The following is a 19,755-nucleotide window of genomic DNA, read 5'->3' as shown; positions in this document are numbered from 1 at the left end:
AAAACTGGCTCGTAGGTGTCGATCCCCGCTGGCCTGGGCGCCGGAACAGCTCATGTCGCCAGTTCGCAACAGCAAAGATGGCCAGGGCGCCGATGGACTGGGCCGGAGGATGTGCTCCTGGTGGCGCTAATCCTGTTGCACGGTACATCAATCAACAGTTGGCGACCTTCCCGTCGGCAGGGTGTACTCCGCCCACACCGTCTTGCCGGGGCCGGCAGCGCGCGGGTGCCAGTCCCAGCGGGCGGCGAGGTGCTCCACCAGAAGCAGGCCGCAGCCGGTGTCGCGGAGGTCCGTGGGCGTCACTACGACCGGTACGCCTTCGGTGCGGGTGTCGGTGACCTCGATCCGTACGGTCGTGGCGTCGGTGGCCAACGCGAGGTGGAAGTCGCCCCGGGGACCCGGCCGTGCAGGACGGCGTTGGCTGCGAGCTCGGCGACGATCAGCGTCAGCGCGTGGTGCGTGTCGCAGTCGTAGGGGATGCCCCACGCGTCGAGCCGCTGTCCGGCAAGACGCCGGGCGAGCCGCGCGCCGCGCGGGGTGGAGCTGAAGCGCATCGCGAAGTGGCCTGTGGGGCTGGTGGGCCGGGGGACGCGGTCGGGGGGAGCGGTCTCATTGTTCATGCCCTCAACGCTCCCCGTGGTGGCATAGCGTGACCAGTGGTGACGCACCGCCGCGTGCCGGTTGTACGCGACGGAGCGGGAGGTGTACGAGGCGCGCGGCGTGACCGGCTCGGGGCGGGCGCGTTGGGCCGGGGAACCGGGCCGGGGAGGCGGTGGAGCCGATGGAGTCGGTGGAGCAGGGCGAGGGCGAGCGGGAAGACGCCGGGCCGAGGCCGGAGGACGAGCCGGGGTCGGGTGTGGTGACGGCGTTCGGGCGGCAGTTGAAGCTGCTGCGGATACGAGCGGGCCTGGAACGACCGGAGTTCGGGAAGCTCACGGGCTACGCGGGCCAGTCGATCGCGTCCTTCGAGCAGGGCCGACGGATCCCCTCCCCCAGGTTCATCGACCGCGCGGACGAGGTGCTGGACGCCGGGGGCGTCCTCAAGGCGCTGAAGGAGGAGGTGGGGCGGGCACAGTATCCGGCATTCTTCCGGGATATGGCGCGGTTGGAGGCGAGCGCGGTCGGCCTGTCTGTGTACGCGGCTCTTGCGGTGCCGGGCCTGTTGCAGACAACGGAGTATGCGAAGGCCGTCTTCCAGATGCAGCGCCCTCTGCTCGATGACGACGTCATTGAACAGCGGTTGGCGGCACGGATGGCGCGGCAGGAAATCTTCACTCGCCGCCCAGCCCCCTTCTGAGCTTCATCATCGAGGAAGTGGTGCTGCGCAAGCCGATCGGTGGACTGGCAACGCTCCGCGAACAGTTGGAGCAGATCCTGCTCGTGGGGCAGAACCGCAACGTGGAGATTCAGGTGATGCCCACCGACCGAGAGGACCATGCGGGGCTGGGCGGGCCCTTCAATCTGATCGACAACGCCGAAGGGCGACGAATCGCGTACACCGAGGTCCAGGACGACAGTCGCCTGTACACCAGCGCCGGAAAGATCCGTGAGCTCGAAGCCCGATATGGCATCCTCCGGTCACAGGCGCTCACCCCTCGTGAGTCGCTGGACTTCATCGAGGAACTGCTGGGAGTGAAATGACCTTGGGAAGCACCGAGTTGACTGTGTCGGAGTCGGCCTGGTTCAAGAGCAGTTACAGCAGCGGCGGGGGTGGCGAGTGTGTAGAGGTCGCAGCCGCCGTGGACGCCGTACACATCCGGGACTCGAAGGTCCGATCCGGACCGGTTCTGACGGTCACCGCCCAGACGTGGGCCGGGTTCGTCGGGCTGGCCGCCGACCAGGCCGTCTGAGCCGTATATTCGCCCCCCCGTGGGCTCAGTCGCTCGGGCGGCTGGGCCCACGTCTGGGGTCGTACTCCACCTACACGTCACTCGGACACCGCCCGTCGCCATGTCCTCGACGGTACGCAGCTCGTCCATGGCGGATCGGAATGCGGGGCCGTCCTTGCTGAGGAGAGTGCGCCTACGCTTGCATGGGCAGCGCGGGGAACACGATCACCGAGCCGTCCTTGTTGCGGGCAATCTCGATCGCCACGTCTGTCGTGCGGCTGTTGACCATGACGCCGTCGCCCAGCTTGCGAATGCGGTCTGCCGCGCGCATCAGGCGATCGACTTCACCGGTCGTGAAGACGGGCCGCAAACCTTGCGGGCCTGCCAGCTCCAGCGCCGAAAGGTGCACCAGCACACCGGCGATGCTCGACTCCAGCTCGTCGAGGCGCTGTTGGTCGCGCTTGAGCTCGCGGGTGAAGTTCTCGAACATGTTGTCAGGGTTGTCCTGGGCATGCTCGACCGCCTGCAGGACGACGACCCGCCGCTTCAGCGCAATGGCCAAGGCGGCGAGTTCGAGGTGGGCGCGGAACGTGCCGCCATGCTCGTCGACGCCGGGGAACGACTTGGTCAGCGTGCTGATCTCGACGGGCTTGTCGTCGGGCAGCTTGTCGAGTGCGGTCTGCCACCGGGCAAGGCGGCGGTCAGCGGCGCCAAGAGCCGTGTTGATGGCATGTACCGCCGAGTCCAGTCCTAGCGAGATACCGAGTTTGCCCTGGTCGAGCAGAATGGCGGTGGCTTTGTCGATGGCATCGCGGCAGCCGTCGAGTTCGCTGTGCTCGTCTTCGAGCTTCTGCTCGTGCAGTTGCTCCAGCAGTTCTGTGATGTGTTCGATAGCCTGCTGGCGCTTGTAGTCGGCATGCGCGCTTACCCCCACCGCTACGGCCATGAGCACGAGCGGCGCGGCCACGGTGAGCGCCGCGCTGCCGGTGGCCGCGACGCCTGCTGTTGCACCGGCTCCACCGACTGCGCCTGCTGCGGCCGCTTTACCGACTGGCACGAACGTCGCATTGGCGGCGATGCCCGTCGAGTTCATGAGTGCACTGTGGATGCCACCGGCTGCCGCCTTCGACGCCATCGGGCGAACCATGCCCTGACCGAACTGGGCAGCAACCTTCGCCGGAACCACCATGCGATACAGGTTTTCGCCGGCAGCGGTCGCCCTGGCCGCCGTAAGGGAACTTCGCGTCGATTGCGTGATGAACTGTGACAGGTGCTGCGCCAGGGGACTCGCGGCATCGAGCGGGATGCCTCGGTTGCGGTCGAGCTTGGCGGGCAGCGGATGCACCTCCAGCGTGGCAATCGGCGCGTCGGCCAGGGCGGCCAGCACACCGCGCAGTTCAGCCAGGCGCTCAGCCGTCATCGGCTCGTCTCCGGCCAATGCGGGCACCCGGACGTCACCGGTCGCCAGCGTCCACACCGGAACGAGTGCCCTGCGGTCGTCAGTCATCGTCTCCCCCTCTTTTCCCACAACAACCTATGGCTTACATCGGACAAGAACGGCATGAACCTCGTGCATTCGTTTACGGGCGCTGCCTGCCGGCGAACCGACGATCATCCGGACAAATCCCGCCACATCAACCACAGGTGTCAGGCCGCAGACGAATCGAGGCCAAGGGGTGCCCCGGTCAGCATGTCCAGCCGGGGCTTACGCCTCAGACGTCGTCGTCGAGGCCCTCCTCGCGGCGGATCATCCGCCAGGCGGCCTTGCGGGCGCTGCGGTCCAGGCTGGACTTGAAGCCCTTGTCGGGGCCGAAGTACTGGCGGCCCATGCCCGCGATGGTGTCGATGTGGTCGGCCATCTTGTCCGCGAAGACGTTGTCGAAGACGAGCCCGAAGTTGTCCTCGTCGTTGACGACGGCCGCCGCCCGCACCTTCGGGTCGGCCTTGGCCTCCTCGAACGGGCGGATGACGTCCTGCTCGGTGAACTCGGTGCCGAAGCGTTCGTTGAACTTGTCGATCAGCTGCGAGAGCAGCGACTTCTCCGCTTCCTTCGCGCCGCCCGAGCCGTCGCCGAAGCCCTGCATCGTCGTCGGACCCTCGGCAGTGAGGGAGACGTCGTACTCGCCGGTCTTCTCCACCCGCATGTGGCTGAGGTCGATCTCGCCTATGTCCACGCCGCCGTCCGCGCGGCGCGGCAGGCGGTTGAGGAGGTAGCGGCCGTAGAGGTGCAACCGCTCCAGCTCGGCATCCCGGTAGGGGACGATCTGCGCGAGGAAGCCGTACTTCCTGACGTAGTCGTTGAGGTCGGCGCGGAAGCCCTCCGCCGTCTCCTGGTCGTCCTCGTCGTCGCTTTCGAGCAGGGGCGTGAAGCGGGCGACGGCAGGGGAGAGCAGCCGGTACAACTCGGCGTGCAGCTTCTCCCACTTGGACTGTGAGCCTGCCGCCTTCTCCTTGGCGGCGAAGTACGCGGCGGCGAACTCGTCCATCTCCTGCCCGGACAGGATCGGCGCCTGCATGACCCGGCTCTGCGCGGTGTAGAGCAGGTTGGGGTCGGAGGGGAGGGTCATCGCCTCCTCGAAGTACGGGCGGAAGGAGTCCTGTATGTCGTCGGCGTCGTTGACGAAGTCCAGTACGGCCAGGTCGGCCTGGGTCTTGCGCTCGGCGGTCCGGTTCAGCCGGGACAGGGTCTGGACGGCGGAAATGCCGGTAAGCGACTTGTTGACGTACATCGTCGTCAGGAGCGGCTGGTCGAACCCGGTCTGGTACTTCTCCGCCACGACCAGGATCCTGTACTCGCGCTGGCCGGCGCCGCCGGCTCGGGCGGCCTTGTCGTCGGCGCGCGTGTACGCGAACGCCTTCGGCAGCGCGCTCTCCGACAGCCCGCCGTTCTCCTTCGGCTCGGTGGTCTCCTCGCCGTCGACGGTGAGCGAGCCGGAGAAGGCGACGAGGACGCCCAGGTCGGGGTACTTGGTGTCGTAGTCCCGGTCCTTGATGTAGCTCTTGATGGCGCGCGCCATCTGTACGGCGGACTGCCGCGAGGCGGTCACCACCATCGACTTGGCCCGCCCGCCGAGACGGCCCCGGCTGTGCGCCACGAAGTGCTCCACGATCACCTGCGCGTGCTGGGCGACCGTCGAGTCATGGGTCAGCGCGTACCGGGCGAGCAGGCCGTTCGCCTTCGACGGGTCGACCTCCCGCTCGTCGGGGTTCTGGTTCACCAGCTTCCAGTACGTGTTGTACGTGACGTAGTTCCGCAGCGGGTCGAGGATGAAGCCCTCCTCGATCGCCTGCCGCATCGAGTACGTGTGGAAGGGCCGGTAGGTCGCCTTGCCGTCGATGTCCTGGAGCGTGCCGAAGAGTTCGAGGGTCTTGGCCTTCGGCGTGGCGGTGAACGCGAAGTAGGAGAGGTTCGCGGCGCGGGAACGCTGCTCGGCACGCTTCTTGAGCTGCTCGTCGAGAGTGGCGGCGGCCGGAGCCTTGACCGTGGTCGCGCCCGCGTCGTCCGAGTCGGAATCCAGGCCGAGGTCACGCAGAGCGGACCGTACGGCGGTGGCGGCGTCGCCGGACTGCGAGGAGTGCGCCTCGTCCACGATGATCGCGAAACGGCTGCCCTGGATCTCGGTCGGGTTGCGCTGGAGGTAGTCCAGCAGCGCCGGGAAGGAGTGCAGCGTGACGGTGACGATCTTCCCGGTGTCGCGGGAGAGGGCCTTGGCGAGCTGCTCGCCCTTCGCCCCGTGCTTCTCGTCGATCTTCACGACCAGGCCCGCGGTCTGCTCGAAATTGCCGACCGTTTCCCGGAGTTGCGCGTCCAGGTTGCGGCGGTCGGTGATGACGATGACCTTGTCGAAGACCGGCACGCCCGGCTTGAGTCCCTTGGCCACGGCCTCGGGGTCGAGTGCGCTGGGGTCGGTGGGGGTGTGCAGGTCGCTGAGGCGGTGCGCGAGCCAGCCGATGGTGTTCGACTTGCCCGAGCCGGCCGAGGCCATGACCAGGTAGTCGTAGCCCGCGCCGTGTGTGGCGGCGTGCGTGGTGAGCTTCTTGACCGCGTCCCACTGCTGGAACCGCGGGAAGACCATCGTCTTCGTCGTGCCGCCGCCGGGCGTCTTGCTCTTGTGCAGGTGCACGAACCGCTGGAGCAGGTCCAGCCAGTTGTCCGGCTGCCAGACCTGCGCCCAGAGGTAGGAGGTCGCGTACGTGCCGAAGGCGGTGGGGGCCGGGTTTCCGGCGCCGCCTGGCTGACCGGGTCCGTTGGAGCCGGTGTTGAAAGGGAGGAAGCGGGTGTTCTTGCCCTTGAGCTGGGTGGCGACAAAGACCAGGTCCGGGTCCACGGCGAAGTTCGCGACGACGCGACGCGTGAAGATCAGCTCGGTGGGGTCCCGGTCGGTGCGGTACTGCTCCTTGGCCTGCTCCACCCCCTGCTTGGTCAGGGGGTTCTTCAACTCGGCCGTGGCAACCGGGATTCCGTTGAGGAAGAGGGTGAGGTCGAGCCGATTGCCCCAGTCGGCCTGCTTCGTCGCGTACTCGAGTTCGCGGACGACGGTGAGGCGGTTGGCCCGGTATCCGTCGAGCACGGAGTCGTGGGCGACGAGGTTCGGCTTGAAGTACGCGACGCGGAGGAGGACGCCCCGGTCCTTGACGCCGTTGCGGAGGACATCGAGGAGCCCGTTGGTGGCGATGGCCTGGTCCAGGCGGCCAGCGAACCCGCGCTGCGCCTCGTTCGGGCCGGGGGGCGTGTACGTCGACGACGGCAGCATGACCTACACCGCGAGCGACAGCACCTGCTCGCAGGAGTACGCCCAGATCTCCCAGGAGCCCACCGGCGGCACCATCCACCGCGACGCCTTCATGAAAGCCTGCCTGACCAACGTCGACGACACCGCCAAGACCGACCCCGCGCCCTGACCGGCCTTGGCGCTGACCTGCAGGTCACATGGGCGCGTGGGCGCAGCACCGGATTACCGACCCCTTTGCGCACCCTGCGCGGCAGTGGCGAAGTCGGTGTCCGCACGGCCTCGTTCGCCTCGACGGACTCGCCACCGTCACCGACCCCACGGCGGTAGCGCGCTTTCGCCTGCGCGGGGTGATGCGCGGCTGGGATCACAGCCACATCGGAAATCTCTACCACGCAAACGAATGCCCTCGGAGCCGAATCAGGCGTGTGGTGTAGACCACGAACTGATCGAGAAAAGCAAAAGCCCCAGGTCACGGCGAGTGAGTCCTGAGGCTTCCACAGAGCCGCCTTCGGGATTCGAACCCGAGACCTACGCATTACGAGTGCGTTGCTCTGGCCATCTGAGCTAAGGCGGCGCGCTGTCCGCACTATGGTGCGATCAGCAACGTCGGTAAGTCTACACAGTTTCCAGGGGTGCTCCGTACACGCCCCCGGAGGGCCCGGAGAGGGCCGGTTCCGGGGCGGGCGGGAGGGCTATGAGCAGCGTTTCCCCTTCGGTGGAGGGGTGCCCTGGAGGAGGTAGCGGTTGATCGCGGAGTCGATGCAGGTGCTGCCGCGGCCGTAGGCGGTGTGGCCGTCGCCGACGTAGGTGAGGAGGGTGGCGGAGGAGAGCTGGGAGGCGAGGGACCGGGCCCAGGAGTACGGGGTGGCCGGGTCTCGGGTGGTGCCGACCACGAGAATCGGGGCCGCGCCCTTCGCGTCGATGCGGTGGGGTTCGCCGGTAGGCCTCACCGGCCAGTACGCACAGTTCAGGGAGGCCCAGGCCAGGCCGGCACCGAAGACGGGGGACGCCTTCTCGAAGGCGGGGAGGCCCTTCTCCACCTGCTCCGGGGTGGAGAACGCGCCCGGGAGGTCGAGGCAGTTCACGGCCGCGTTGGCGAACATCAGGTTCGCGTACCTGCCATCGGGCTCACGCTCGTAGTAGCTGTCGGAGAGGGCGAGCAGGGCGGCGCCGTCCTTGTCCTTCATCATCGCCGACGCGAGGGCCTCGCGCAGTCGGGGCCAGGCCCCCTCGTCGTACATCGCCGCGATCACCCCCATCGTCGCCAGCGACTCGCCGAGCTCGCGGCCGTCCGCATCGCCGGCCGGGATCGGCGCCGCGTCGAGTCGCTTGAAGAAGGCGCTGAGGTTTTTGCCCACCTGGTCGGGGCTCGTGCCCGGGCCGCCCAGCGGGCAGTCGCTCTGGCGTACGCAGTCCTTCGCGAAGGACTGGAAGGCCCTCTCGAAGCCGGCTGTCTGGTCCTCGTTGAGTTTGCGGGCGGGCAGGGACGGGTCCATCGCGCCGTCCAGGACCATGCGGCCCACCCGCTTCGGGAAGAGACCGGCGTATGTCGCCCCGAGGAACGTCCCGTACGACGCCCCGACGTAGTTCAGCTTCTGGTCGCCCAGTACCGCGCGCAGGATGTCCATGTCACGGGCTGTCTCGACCGTGGAGACGTGCCGGAGCAGATCGGGCGAGCGTCGCCCGCAGCCCTCGGCGAACTTCTTGTAGGCGTCGACCAGTTCACCCGTCTCCCTCGTGTTGTCGGGGGTGATGTCCGTCTGCGTGTACGCGTCCATCTCGCGGCCGGTAAGACATTGGACCGGCTCGCTGCGGGCCACCCCGCGGGGATCGACCGCGACCATGTCGTAGCGGGCGCGCACCTGGGCCGGGTAGCCGATCCCCGCGTACGACTGCAGGTAGTCGATCGCCGATCCGCCGGGGCCGCCCGGGTTGACCAGCAGCGATCCGAGGCGTTTGCCAGGGCCCGTGGCCTCTTTTCGGGCGACGGCCAGTCTGATGTGGCCCGAGGACGGCTTGGCGTAGTCGAGCGGCGCCTTCATCGTGGCGCACTCGAAGCCGGGGACACCGCAGCTGCGCCAGGTCAGCTTCTGCCCGTAATACGACGACAGCGCCGACGGCGTGGAACTGGGAAGCGCGGCGAGCGCCGCCGACGCCGATGCCCTCGCTGTCGGGGTCGGACTCCCCGAGGAGCAGGCGGAGACGAGCAGCGCGGTGGCGGCCAGCAGCACCCCGCCCATACGGATCGACCGCACGGCGGGAAGGGACGGAATCGGCCGGCGGGACCCGGTCGGCCGAGGAGTGCGCCTGAAGTACATCTCGTGAGCGTAACCCTGTGCGACGCATTGATCACCATCAGTCGTAGGGGCGATTCGTGCGAGTGATGCCAGGCGACCCGTCGCGCGGTCCTCATGCACCCCACCCGTGCTGCCCGGTCCGGGCGGTCCCGCCGGTGGCGTCAGCCATGCCTACCGCGTCAGTCATCCCAGTTGCACCCCGTCACGCCGCCCGCTCCCGGACACGGCGGGCGCGCTCAACCCGCCCGCAGCGCCATCGTCATCGCCTCCACCGCGAGCAGCGGGGCGACATTGCGGTCGAGGGCCTCACGGCACGCGGCGATCGCGTCGATACGGCGCAGGGTCGCCTCCGGCGAGCTGCCGCGGGCCAGGCGCTCCAGCACGTCCTCGGCCTCCGTGTTGGCGAGGGCCACACGGGAACCGAGCTGGAGAGCGAGGACGTCGCGGTAGAAGCCGGTGAGGTCGATGAGGGCCAGGTCCAGGCTGTCGCGCTGTGTACGCGTTCTTCGGCGCTTCTGCCGGTCCTCCAGCTCCTTCATGACACCCGCGGTGCCGCGCGGCATACGGCCGCCCTGCGACGCGCCCATGGCCGCCTTCAGATCCTCGGTCTCCTTCACATCGACCTCCTCGGCGAGCTGCTTCGCATCTTCGGAGGCCGTGTCGATCAGCTCTTGGGCCGCCCTGAGGCAGGCTCCGACGTCGTCGACCCGGAGCGGCATCTTGAGGACGGCCGCCCGGCGCTCGCGGGCGCGCGGATCGGTGGCGAGACGGCGGGCCCTCCCGATGTGTCCCTGCGTCGCGCGCGCGGCGGCGGCCGCGACGTCGGGCTCGATGCCGTCACGGCGTACGAGGATGTCGGCGACCGCGTCCACCGGCGGAGTGCGCAGGGTGAGCAGGCGGCAGCGGGAGCGGATGGTGGGCAGGACGTCCTCGATGGACGGGGCGCACAGGAGCCAGACCGTGCGGGGGGCCGGTTCCTCGACGGCCTTCAGAAGTACGTTGCCCGCGCCCTCCGTGAGGCGGTCCGCGTCCTCCAGGACGATGACCTGCCAGCGGCCGGTCGCCGGCGACATCTGGGCGCGGCGGACCAGGTCGCGGGTCTCCTTCACGCCGATGGAGAGGAGGTCGGTGCGGACGATCTCCACATCGGCGTGCGTCCCGATCAGGCTGGTGTGACAGCCGTCGCAGAAGCCGCAGCCGGGGACTCCGCCCAGCGCGCGGTCGGGACTCACGCACTGGAGCGCCGCCGCGAAGGCCCGCGCCGCGGTGGAACGCCCCGAACCGGGCGGGCCGGTGAACAGCCAGGCATGCGTCATCTTGGACGCCTCGGGGCGCGGGGTGCCCGCGGCGACCGCCGTGACGAGGGCGTCGGCGTCACGCGCGGCGGCGGCGAGCTGCTCGCTCACCTTGTCCTGGCCCACCAGGTCGTCCCATACGGGCATGGGGGCACCGCCCTTTCGTCGCACTTTGCCTTGCCGCGTCCATTGTGCGGGTCGCCACTGACAACGAGGCACAGGACCGGAAGGAGCGAGGGACGGCGACCGCCGGAAACGCGGCAGCGGTGACCGCCCGAACCTCACCTACAGCGACCGCCGGTCTCAGCGGCGGCGCCGACCGTCCCGCCCCTCGTCCGGGTCGTCGTCCTCACGCGGGCCCAGCAGCTCGTCCGCCAGGGTCGGGAGATCGTCCAGCGGGGTCTCCTCCGCCCAGTCGGAGCGGGGGCGACGGCGCGGGGCTCCGTCGGCGTCGACCTGGGGCAGCTCGCGCGTACGGTCACCGGTGCCGTCGGGCCCCGGTGCCGGCCGCTCGTCCCGGAAGAACCCCGCGGGCACCCGGTCCGCGGGATCACCCGCTGGAGCACCTGTGGGGGAGCCCGCAGAGGCGTCGGCGCCCTGTTCCCGTACGGGAGGAAGCACCGCCGTCTCATCGGCCGCGCCCGGAGCCACCGGCGGCAGCACGGCCGTCTCGTCCGCGGTCCCCGGGACCACCGGCGGCAGTACCGCCGTCTGATCGGCCGCCCCCTCGGGCACGGGCGGCTTCGGCAACGTGGCCGTCTTCTCCGAGTCGGCCCCGGGACCCGACGAGGCGGACCCGGAACCCGACGGGGCGGACCCGGAACCCGAGCCAGACCCGGAACCAGAATCGGACCCGGAACCAGAATCGGACCGGAAACCACCGCGGCCCTCGCCCGACCTCACCGGCCGCAACACCGTCGTCTCGTCCACCGGCCCGCCCGCCGCAGCCGACGGCGCCACAACCGGCGTAGGCACCGTCGTCTCGTTGTCGGGCACGGCACCCGCAGCCGAAGCCGACGCGGAAGTCGAAGCCGAAGTCGCGGCAGCTGCCGCAGCGGCGGCTGCCGCGGCCGCAGCCGCCGTCTCCGCAGCCGCCCGCCGCGCCTCCTCCGCCCGCAGCAAGGCCTCCTCGGCCTTCCGCTGCTTCTCCAGGCGGCGCTCCTCCGCCTCGGCCCGCAGCCACGCTTCCTCCGCGGCCTGCTTGCGCAGCCGCTCCTGTTCGGCGGCCCGAGCCTGCTCCTCGGCCAGCAGACGAGCCCGCTCCTCCTCGGCCCGGCGGCGGGCCTCCTCGGCGCGCTGCCGGGCCTCCTCCGCCTGACGCTCGGCCTCGCGTCGCTGGGCCTCCTCCAGCTCGCGCTGCTTGCGCTCCTCCTCCTCCGCGCGCAACCGGGCGAGCTGTTCCTGGCGCTCACGCTCCAGGCGCTCCTCCTCGGCCTTGCGGGCGGCCTCTTCCTCGGCCTTGCGCCGGGCGTCCTCCTCGGCCGCCTTGCGAGCCTCTTCCTGGGCCTTCACCTCGGCCGCGGAGAGGGGCAGCATCACGTCGAGCCGGTGCCGGACGACGGTGGTGACCGCCTCGGGCTCCTGCGCGGCGTCGACGACCAGGTACCGGCCCGGGTCGGCGGCGGCCAGTGTCAGAAAACCGGACCGCACGCGCGTGTGGAACTCGACGGGCTCCGACTCCAGCCGGTCCGGCGCCTCCGTGAACCGCTCGCGCGCCGCCTCGGGGGACACGTCGAGCAGCACCGTCAGATGGGGCACCAGCCCGTCCGTCGCCCACCGGTTGATGCGGGCGATCTCCGTCGGGGACAGATCACGGCCCGCGCCCTGGTAGGCCACCGAGGAGTCGATGTACCGGTCCGAGATGACGACGGCGCCCCGCTCCAGCGCGGGCCGCACCACGGTGTCGACGTGCTCCGCGCGGTCGGCGGCGTACAGCAGTGCCTCCGCGCGGTGCGAAAGACCCGCCGACGACACGTCCAGCAGGATCGACCGCAGCCGCTTGCCGACCGGCGTGGCGCCCGGCTCCCGGGTCACCACGACCTCGTGGCCCTTGGCGCGGATCCACTCCGCGAGCGCCTCCGCCTGGGTCGACTTCCCCGCGCCGTCGCCGCCCTCCAGGGCGATGAAGAAACCGTTCGCGGTGGATGCCTGCACCGGGTCGTCGCCGCCGCGCAGCGCGTCCATGAGGTCGTGCCGCAGCGGCACCCCGGAGCGGTCGTCGACCTTGGCGAGCACCAGGGCCGCGACGGGCAGCAGCAGCGCGCCGACCAGCATCAGCGTGAAGGCGGCGCCGCCGTGCGCGAACACGAACTTGCCGTTCTCCAGCCGGTGCGGGCCGATCGCCGCGGCCACCAGGGGCGCCACCAAGGCGCCGAGTGCCACGCAGACCCGTACGACCGCGTGCAGATGTTCGGTCGTACGCGCCCGCCGGTACTCCTCGGTCTCCTGGTCGAGCAGTGCGTGCCCGGTGTTCGCGGCGACGCCCGCGCAGATACCCGCGAAGGCGAGGATCAGCAGCACGCTGGTGACGTCCGGGACCAGCCCGGCGGCCAGCAGCGCGATCCCGGTGAAGGCGATCGCCAGCGAGAGCAGCCTGCGCCGCGACAGCGACGGAAGCACCGAAGAGGCCGTACGGATGCCGACGACGACACCCCCGGTCAGCGCCAGCACCAGCAGCCCGTACGTCACCGGTCCGCCGCCCAGGTCCTTGGCCTGCAGCACGGAGACGGCGACCACGGCCGCGACCGCCGCCGCGACGGCCGCGCAGGCGAACACCAGGAGCGGGATCGCGCCGGTACGGCCTTTGTCGACGCTCGTGCCCGTCTTGGGGCGGCGCAGGCCCTCCAGGGGGGAGCGCGCGCGGGGGGTACGCGTGTCGGGCAGTTCGAGGAACGTGAGGACCGAGAGCGACGCGGCGAACAATCCGGCGGCGACGTACGACGCGAGCGCCCCCTGGTGCTGGTCGAACCAGGCGATCCCGGCACCCAGCAGATTGTTGACGAGCGACACCGCTACAAGCGCGGCGGCCGCGATCGGCACCGCCACGAATCCCGTACGCAGCGACAGGCGCCGCAGTGCGTCCAGGTGGTCCGGCAGCGGGCGGACCGTGGCTCCCTCAAGCGGTGGCGCGGGCAGCAGCGCGGGCGCCGCGCTCTCCCGGCACACCGTCCAGAAGCGCTCGGCGACGCCGGTCACGAAGGCGATGACAAGGAGGACGGCGAGGGCGTTGTCCGGGGTCCAGTCGATCCACAGGGGCGCGAGGATCAGGAGCACGGCGCGCAGACCGTCGGCGCCGACCATGGTCCAGCGCCGGTCGAGCGGCCCCTCTTGGGACGTCAGCGAGGTGAGCGGTCCAAGGAGTACGGCTCCGAAGAGCAGCGTGGCGAGCACGCGTGCCCCGAAGACGGCCGTCACGGCCAGCGCGACTCCGCGGTAGCCACCGCCGAAGGAGCCCTCGGCGACCGCCGCCTGGAAGGCGAGGACGACCAGGACGAGGAGGGTCAGGGCGTCGGCGACACCTCCCACGAGGTGGGCGCTCCAGAGCCGCTTCAGCTGCGGTTGGCGCAGCAGCGCGCGGACGGCGCGCTCGCGGGAATCCGCGACCAGGGCGTCGTCGGGGGCCGGGGTGTGGGCCGTTGGCTGCTCGGCTCGCGTCATCCTGCAAGCCTATCCGGCCGTACTGACTCCCCGGAGGGGCGCCCGAACATGTGGACGCCCCCACACCAGAAGATGCGGGGGCACACACAAGCCGGTCACAGCGGGCGCGGCTTCAGCCACTGCCCTCAGCCACCGGTATCAGCCTCCGGAAGCCGCTCTCAAGCCCCCGGAAGCCACCGTTCTCAGCCCCTGGAAGCCGCTCTCAAGCCCCCGGAAGCCGCCGTCCTCAGCCCTCTGAACTCGCCGTCTTCTTCGCGGCGGCCTTCTTGGCGGGCGCCTTCTTGGCGGCCGTCTTGGAAGTCGTCGTCTTCTTTGCGGCTGTCTTCTTGGCAGGGGCCTTCTTTGTCGCCGTCTTCTTGGCGGGGGCCTTCTTCGCGGTCTTCTTGACCGGGGCCTTGGCGCGCTTCTCGGCGAGCAGCTCGAAGCCGCGCTCCGGGGTGATCTCCTCGACGCTGTCACCGGACCGCAGGGTCGCGTTGGTCTCGCCGTCGGTCACGTACGGTCCGAAACGACCGTCCTTGACGACGACCGGCTTTCCGCTGACCGGGTCCTCGCCCAGCTCCTTCAGCGGCGGCTTGGCGGCCGCACGGCCACGCTGCTTGGGCTGGGAGTAGATCTCCAGCGCCTCTTTCAGCGTGATGGTGAAGAGCTGGTCCTCGGACTGCAGGGAGCGCGAGTCCGTGCCCTTCTTCAGGTACGGGCCGTAGCGCCCGTTCTGCGCGGTGATCTCCACACCCTCGGCGTCCTTGCCCACGACGCGCGGCAGGGACATCAGCTTGAGGGCGTCCTCGAGGGTCACCGTGTCGAGCGACATCGATTTGAAGAGCGAGGCGGTGCGCGGCTTGACGGCGTTCTTGCCCGTCTTCGGGGTGCCCTCGGGGAGCACCTCGGTGACGTACGGGCCGTAGCGGCCGTCCCTGGCGATGATCTGGTGGCCGGAGCCCGGGTCGGTACCGAGCTCGAAGTCGCCGCTCGGCTTGGCGAGCAGTTCCTCCGCGAGTTCGACCGTCAGCTCGTCCGGGGCCAGATCCTCGGGCACATCCGCGCGCTGGTGGTTCTCGGAGTCCTTCTCGCCGCGCTCGATGTACGGGCCGTAGCGCCCGACGCGCAGCACGATGTCGTTGCCGACGGGGAAGGACGACACCTCGCGGGCGTCGATGGCGCCGAGGTCGGTGACAAGCTCCTTGAGGCCGCCGAGGTGGTCCCCGTCGCCGTTCCCGGCCTCGGCCGCGCCCCTCGCTTCCCCCTCGCCGAAGTAGAACCGCTTCAGCCACGGCACGGCCTGCGCCTCGCCCCGCGCGATGCGGTCGAGGTCGTCCTCCATCTTGGCCGTGAAGTCGTAGTCGACGAGCCGCCCGAAGTGCTTCTCCAGGAGGTTGACCACGGCGAAGCTCAAGAAGGAAGGCACAAGCGCCGTGCCCTTCTTGAACACGTAACCGCGGTCGAGGATCGTGCCGATGATCGACGCGTACGTCGACGGGCGGCCGATCTCGCGCTCTTCGAGCTCCTTGACCAGGCTGGCCTCGGTGTAGCGGGCCGGGGGCTTGGTGGCGTGGCCGTCGACCGTGATCTCGTCGGCGGACAGCGGGTCGCCCTCGCTGACCTGCGGGAGGCGGCGCTCGCGGTCGTCCAGCTCGGCGTTCGGGTCGTCCGCGCCCTCGACGTACGCCTTGAGGAAGCCGTGGAAGGTGATCGTCTTGCCGGACGCGCTGAACTCGGCGTCGCGGCCGTCGGCGGCCGTGCCGGCGATCTTCACGGTGACGGAGTTTCCGACCGCGTCCTTCATCTGGGAGGCGACGGTCCGCTTCCAGATCAGTTCGTACAGCCTGAACTGGTCGCCAGTCAGACCCGTCTCGGCCGGGGTACGGAAACGATCTCCCGAGGGCCGGATCGCCTCGTGCGCCTCCTGCGCGTTCTTGACCTTTCCGGCGTACGTGCGCGGCTGCGCCGGCAGGTAGTCGGCGCCGTACAGCTGCGTGACCTGGGCGCGGGCGGCGGTGACCGCCGTGTCCGACAGGGTCGTGGAGTCCGTACGCATGTACGTGATGAAGCCGTTCTCGTACAGCTTCTGCGCGACCTGCATGGTCGCCTTCGCGCCGAAGCCGAGCTTGCGCGAGGCCTCCTGCTGCAGCGTCGTCGTGCGGAACGGCGCGTACGGCGAGCGCCGGTACGGCTTGGACTCGACCGAGCGGATCGAGAAGTTCGTGTTCTCCAGGGCGGCGGCCAGTGCGCGGGCGTTCGTCTCGTCCAGGTGCAGCGTGTTCGCGCTCTTGAGCTGCCCCAGGGAGTCGAAGTCGCGGCCCTGGGCGACCCGCTTGCCGTCCACCGTCGCCAGGCGGGCGACGAGGGAGGACGGGTCGCTCTGGTCGCCGGCGCGGCCGGTGCCGAAGGTGCCCGTCAGGTCCCAGTACTCGGCGGAGCGGAAGGCGATGCGCTCGCGCTCCCGCTCGACGACGAGGCGGGTCGCCACGGACTGGACACGGCCTGCCGACAGGCGCGGCATGACCTTCTTCCACAGGACCGGCGAGACCTCGTAACCGTAGAGACGGTCGAGGATGCGGCGGGTCTCCTGGGCGTCGACCATGCGCTGGTTGAGCTCACGCGGGTTGGCGACGGCCTCGCGGATCGCGTCCTTGGTGATCTCGTGGAAGACCATCCGCTTGACCGGGACCTTGGGCTTCAGGACCTCGAGAAGGTGCCACGCGATGGCCTCGCCCTCGCGGTCCTCATCGGTGGCGAGGAAGAGTTCGTCGGAGTCCTTCAGCAGGTCCTTGAGCTTCTTGACCTGGGCCTTCTTGTCGGCGTTGACCACATAGATGGGCTGGAAGTCGTGTTCGACGTCCACGCCGAGGCGGCGCACCTCGCCGGTGTACTTCTCCGGCACCTCCGCGGCGCCGTTGGGGAGGTCGCGGATGTGCCCGACGCTCGCTTCGACGACATAACCGGGGCCGAGATAGCCCTTGATCGTCTTCGCCTTGGCAGGCGACTCGACGATGACGAGTCGGCGGCCGCCGTGTGCGGTGTCGCTGGTCGGGGACAACTTCGCTCTTCTCTCCGGTCGACGCAGGGGGTCTCCCCAGGCCTTGGTCCCGGGGGTCGGGTCATGCTGACGCTGCGGAGTGTGACGGTACATCCCGCCCCCGTGTCAAACGGGAAAAGCCCGCAACGGCCACTCGAACGGTAACCCGACTACCGCCATTCCTGCCGCCCGGAGTGCCCACCAGCCCTTTCGACCCTATCCGGAGCGTGATCTCTCAGTTACTCAGAGCCCCGCTCTCACGCGCGCATGAAACACCACATTCCGAGTGTCAGCGCACCCGCTCCGGCGACACTCGCGAGCGTCGCCGATGCGACGCGGTTCACACCCACGGCAATGGGCTCACCCTGACGCAGCCGCATCGCGGCCCATGTCAGCAACCCGCCCCCGAACAGGGCGAACACCGTTCCCACGAAGATCGCAGGTCCGCTTTCCATCGGTATACCCTTTCGCGTCGAGCCCCCGGGGTCGGGAGGTTTCCACGCGCCGGAAGCGGACATGCGAACCTGCGGTGAACGCGGGGCAGACGGCGCCCCATGGGCCGCTCAGACCGTGCCGGGCGCGGGTATCTTCCCGGTCGTCTTCTTGTTGTCGGAGTGGCCCACCGTGCACACGAGTGTGGTGAATCCGTCGTTCCAGTCCTCCTCGTCGCCCAGCCAGCCGTAGGTCTTGAGATCCGAACCGGGCGCCCAAGTCGACTCGAACTTGTTGCTGCAGAGCTTTCCTCCGTTGTCGATCCCCTTCTCGTAGCCCATGGTCCTGGGCGCGGCGGCGAACCCGACGACCTGGTCGGTGTGCGGCTCGGCGCAGTCGGTCAGCAGGGACTGGAACCCGTCGTCCCCCTTGTCGACGTAGGTCCAGCAGTCACCCACGGCCATCTGAGCCGCGTACAGGTCCATGCCCGCGTCCCGGAACCGTGCCACCGCACCCCCGATGGCGACATGCCGTCCGAGTACGAGACATGCCGTACCGCCTTCGGCCGCCGTGAAGCCCTCCTTCGTCGGCACGAGGGCGTACGCGCCCGCGTCGGGGAGGGCGGTGGCCAACGGCTCGGCCTGCCGCGCGCACCGCTGCCCGCCCTGGGCGCGGGCGTCGGCGTAGTCCGTCGCCGTGTCGACGGCCACGACCTGGCCGTCCGGCCAGTCGTCGACGCAGTCCACCACGCCGAGGTTCGGCGCCGACTTGAACGGCGTCCCCGACCAGACGGCCTTCACGCATTCACCCGCCTGCAGCGGCTCGGTGAGTCCGACCGGTTCGCCATACGGAAACACCGGGCCCGTCGGCTCCGGCGACGGTGTGCTCACCGTGGGGGACTTCTTCGCCGCCGTGTCCTTCTTGTCGCCGTCGTCGCCGGCCAGCGAGACGGCGGCCCAGGTGCCACCGGCGACCACCAGGAGGACCCCCACCACGAGGGCGACGACGGCGGCCAGGGGCCTTTTGCGGCGCGGAGGCGGGAGGGGCGGGCCGACCACGGGCGGCACCGGGGCACCGGTCCCCGAGTACGGCGTGGGCGCGCCGGTCCCGGCGTAGGGATTCCAGGAGTCGTAGGCACCGCTGGGAGTGGACGGGCGCCAGGGGCCGTACGGCGACGGACTACTGGAGGCCGGTCCGGGCGAGCCGACCGGCGCGACCGGCCCGCCCCCTCCCGGGGAAGCCGGACCGCCGGGTGGAGTATGCGGCGCCTGCGGAGTGTTCGGAGTGGGGGGCAGGCCCGGAATCTGCGGGGTGCCCGGAGTCTGCGGCGTGCTGGAGGGCGAGCTCGCGACGTACCCGGCCGGCGCCCCCGCGACATACCCCGGCGGCGGCCCGAACACTCCGCCCGCCGCACCCTGCACCACTCGCTCCAGCCCTCGTGCGACCGCCTCCGGCGCAGACCGCCGCACCGGGTCCTTGACCAGCAAGCCGTGCAGCACAGGGGCGAGTTCACCGGCGCGGACGGGCGGGGCTGGCTCCTCGCTGAGGAGGGCCGTCAGGGTCGCGTACTCGCCCTGGCGGTCGAAGGGGTCGCGGCCTTCAACAGCGGCGTACAGCGTGGCGCCGAGGGAGAAGAGGTCGGCGGCCGGGGTGGGCGGCTCACCGCGGGCACGCTCGGGCGCGAGATAGCCGGGCGTGCCGAGGATGCCGTCGGTGGCGGTGAGCCGGGGTTCGCGGGACTCCGGCTGGAGCGCGATCCCGTAGTCGGTGAGCAGCACGCGCGCGTAGGGGTCGCCCGAAGCGTCCGGCGCCAGAAGGATGTTGGCCGGTTTCACATCCCTGTGGAGGATTCCGATCCGGTGACCGGCACAGAGCGCGTCCAGGACGGCGAGCCCGATCCGGGCGACCTGTACGGGGGACAGCGGCCCCGACTGCCGTACGACCGCCTGTAGATCGACCGCGTCCGGCACGTACTCCATGACGATCCACGGCAGTCCCTCGTGCACCACCACGTCGTGCACGGTGGCCACATGCGGATGGCCGCGCAACCGCGCCGCGTGCCGAGCCTCGCTGCGGGCTCGCGCAACACGTTGTGCCGGCTCGTTCGCGTCCATCGGCACGTCCGGCAGCGCGATCTCCTTCATGGAGACCTCGCAGGCCAACTCCGCGTCGTAGGCGAGCCACACCCTCCCCATGCCGCCCGCGCCGAGCGTCCGCAGCAGCCGATACCGGCCGCTGATGATCCTGCCCTCGCCCTGATCCGGCGTCTCCCCCGCCATGGCGCCTCCCCCGAGACAGCGCGCCTCCCCCGAGGACGCATGGAGCTTGTCTCTTGAAGGTAGCTTCGCACGCACCACTGACAGGAGCCCTTTTACCGGCGAATCATCACCACTCCCACCAGAAGGGGCACATACGACTCAGTCGTACGGATACACCTCAGACGCTTCGCAGCCAGGACGCCCGCGTCCCTCGCTCCGCGGGGGCGGCATCCAG

10 protein-coding genes, 1 tRNA gene and 2 pseudogenes are annotated in these 19,755 nt (G+C 70.0%); 3 read left to right on the top strand and 10 right to left on the bottom strand.

What is annotated here, in order from left to right; all coding sequences use genetic code 11:
- Positions 1-147: 147 nt before the first annotated feature.
- Positions 148-620, bottom strand: a pseudogene (locus ACX28W_RS18110) (ATP-binding protein).
- Positions 621-781: 161 nt separating this feature from the next.
- Here ACX28W_RS18110 and ACX28W_RS18105 point away from each other — a divergent pair.
- Together ACX28W_RS18105 and ACX28W_RS18100 are read left to right on the top strand one after the other, a co-directional pair.
- Positions 782-1,641 (top strand): annotated as a pseudogene (locus tag ACX28W_RS18105) (helix-turn-helix domain-containing protein).
- Positions 1,638-1,850 (top strand): DUF397 domain-containing protein, encoded by a 213-nt coding sequence (locus ACX28W_RS18100; protein WP_168509194.1) that lies wholly within the window; start codon positions 1,638-1,640, stop codon positions 1,848-1,850. Before ACX28W_RS18105 ends, ACX28W_RS18100 begins: the two are co-directional and overlap by 4 nt.
- A gap of 172 nt (positions 1,851-2,022) precedes the next feature.
- Here the strand turns inward: ACX28W_RS18100 and ACX28W_RS18095 are convergent, their stop codons facing one another.
- Both ACX28W_RS18095 and ACX28W_RS18090 read right to left on the bottom strand, forming a co-directional pair.
- Entirely contained in the window at positions 2,023-3,336 is a 1,314-nt protein-coding gene (locus ACX28W_RS18095) for a hypothetical protein (RefSeq protein WP_458999995.1), read from the bottom strand.
- Positions 3,337-3,541: 205 nt separating this feature from the next.
- Entirely contained in the window at positions 3,542-6,583 is a 3,042-nt protein-coding gene (locus ACX28W_RS18090; RefSeq protein ID WP_458999994.1) for a type I restriction endonuclease subunit R, read from the bottom strand.
- On the opposite strand from ACX28W_RS18090, the gene ACX28W_RS18085 reads away from it, so the two are divergent.
- On the top strand, positions 6,582-6,731 hold the full coding sequence (locus ACX28W_RS18085; RefSeq protein WP_458999993.1) for a hypothetical protein: 150 nt from the start codon (positions 6,582-6,584) through the stop codon (positions 6,729-6,731). The genes ACX28W_RS18090 and ACX28W_RS18085 overlap by 2 nt on opposite strands.
- A gap of 331 nt (positions 6,732-7,062) precedes the next feature.
- On the opposite strand, the gene ACX28W_RS18080 is transcribed toward ACX28W_RS18085, so the two are convergent.
- From ACX28W_RS18080 to ACX28W_RS18050, 7 genes are all read right to left on the bottom strand, one after another.
- Positions 7,063-7,136 (bottom strand) — tRNA-Thr (locus ACX28W_RS18080).
- 118 nt (positions 7,137-7,254) lie between these two features.
- Positions 7,255-8,880, bottom strand: coding sequence for an alpha/beta hydrolase (locus ACX28W_RS18075; protein ID WP_458999992.1), 1,626 nt, complete (start codon positions 8,878-8,880; stop codon positions 7,255-7,257).
- A gap of 215 nt (positions 8,881-9,095) precedes the next feature.
- Complete coding sequence (locus ACX28W_RS18070; RefSeq protein WP_458999991.1) at positions 9,096-10,301, bottom strand: DNA polymerase III subunit delta'; 1,206 nt, start codon at positions 10,299-10,301, stop codon at positions 9,096-9,098.
- A gap of 156 nt (positions 10,302-10,457) precedes the next feature.
- Positions 10,458-13,811, bottom strand: coding sequence for a dTMP kinase (tmk, locus tag ACX28W_RS18065; RefSeq protein ID WP_458999990.1), 3,354 nt, complete (start codon positions 13,809-13,811; stop codon positions 10,458-10,460).
- 226 nt (positions 13,812-14,037) lie between these two features.
- On the bottom strand, positions 14,038-16,851 hold the full coding sequence (topA, locus tag ACX28W_RS18060; RefSeq protein ID WP_458999989.1) for a type I DNA topoisomerase: 2,814 nt from the start codon (positions 16,849-16,851) through the stop codon (positions 14,038-14,040).
- A 236-nt stretch (positions 16,852-17,087) separates the two neighbouring features.
- Positions 17,088-17,285, bottom strand: a complete 198-nt coding sequence (locus ACX28W_RS18055) for a hypothetical protein (protein WP_458999988.1) — start codon at positions 17,283-17,285, stop codon at positions 17,088-17,090.
- Between the two features lie 108 nt (positions 17,286-17,393).
- The gene (locus ACX28W_RS18050; protein WP_458999987.1) at positions 17,394-19,541 is read right to left on the bottom strand and encodes a serine/threonine-protein kinase; all 2,148 of its coding nucleotides are present in this window, start codon (positions 19,539-19,541) and stop codon (positions 17,394-17,396) included.
- Positions 19,542-19,755 lie beyond the last annotated feature (214 nt).

This window comes from Streptomyces sp. SD15, assembly GCF_054462255.1.
Note: the sequence above shows the minus strand (reverse complement) of the source record. Positions and strands in the feature narration are given on the sequence as shown.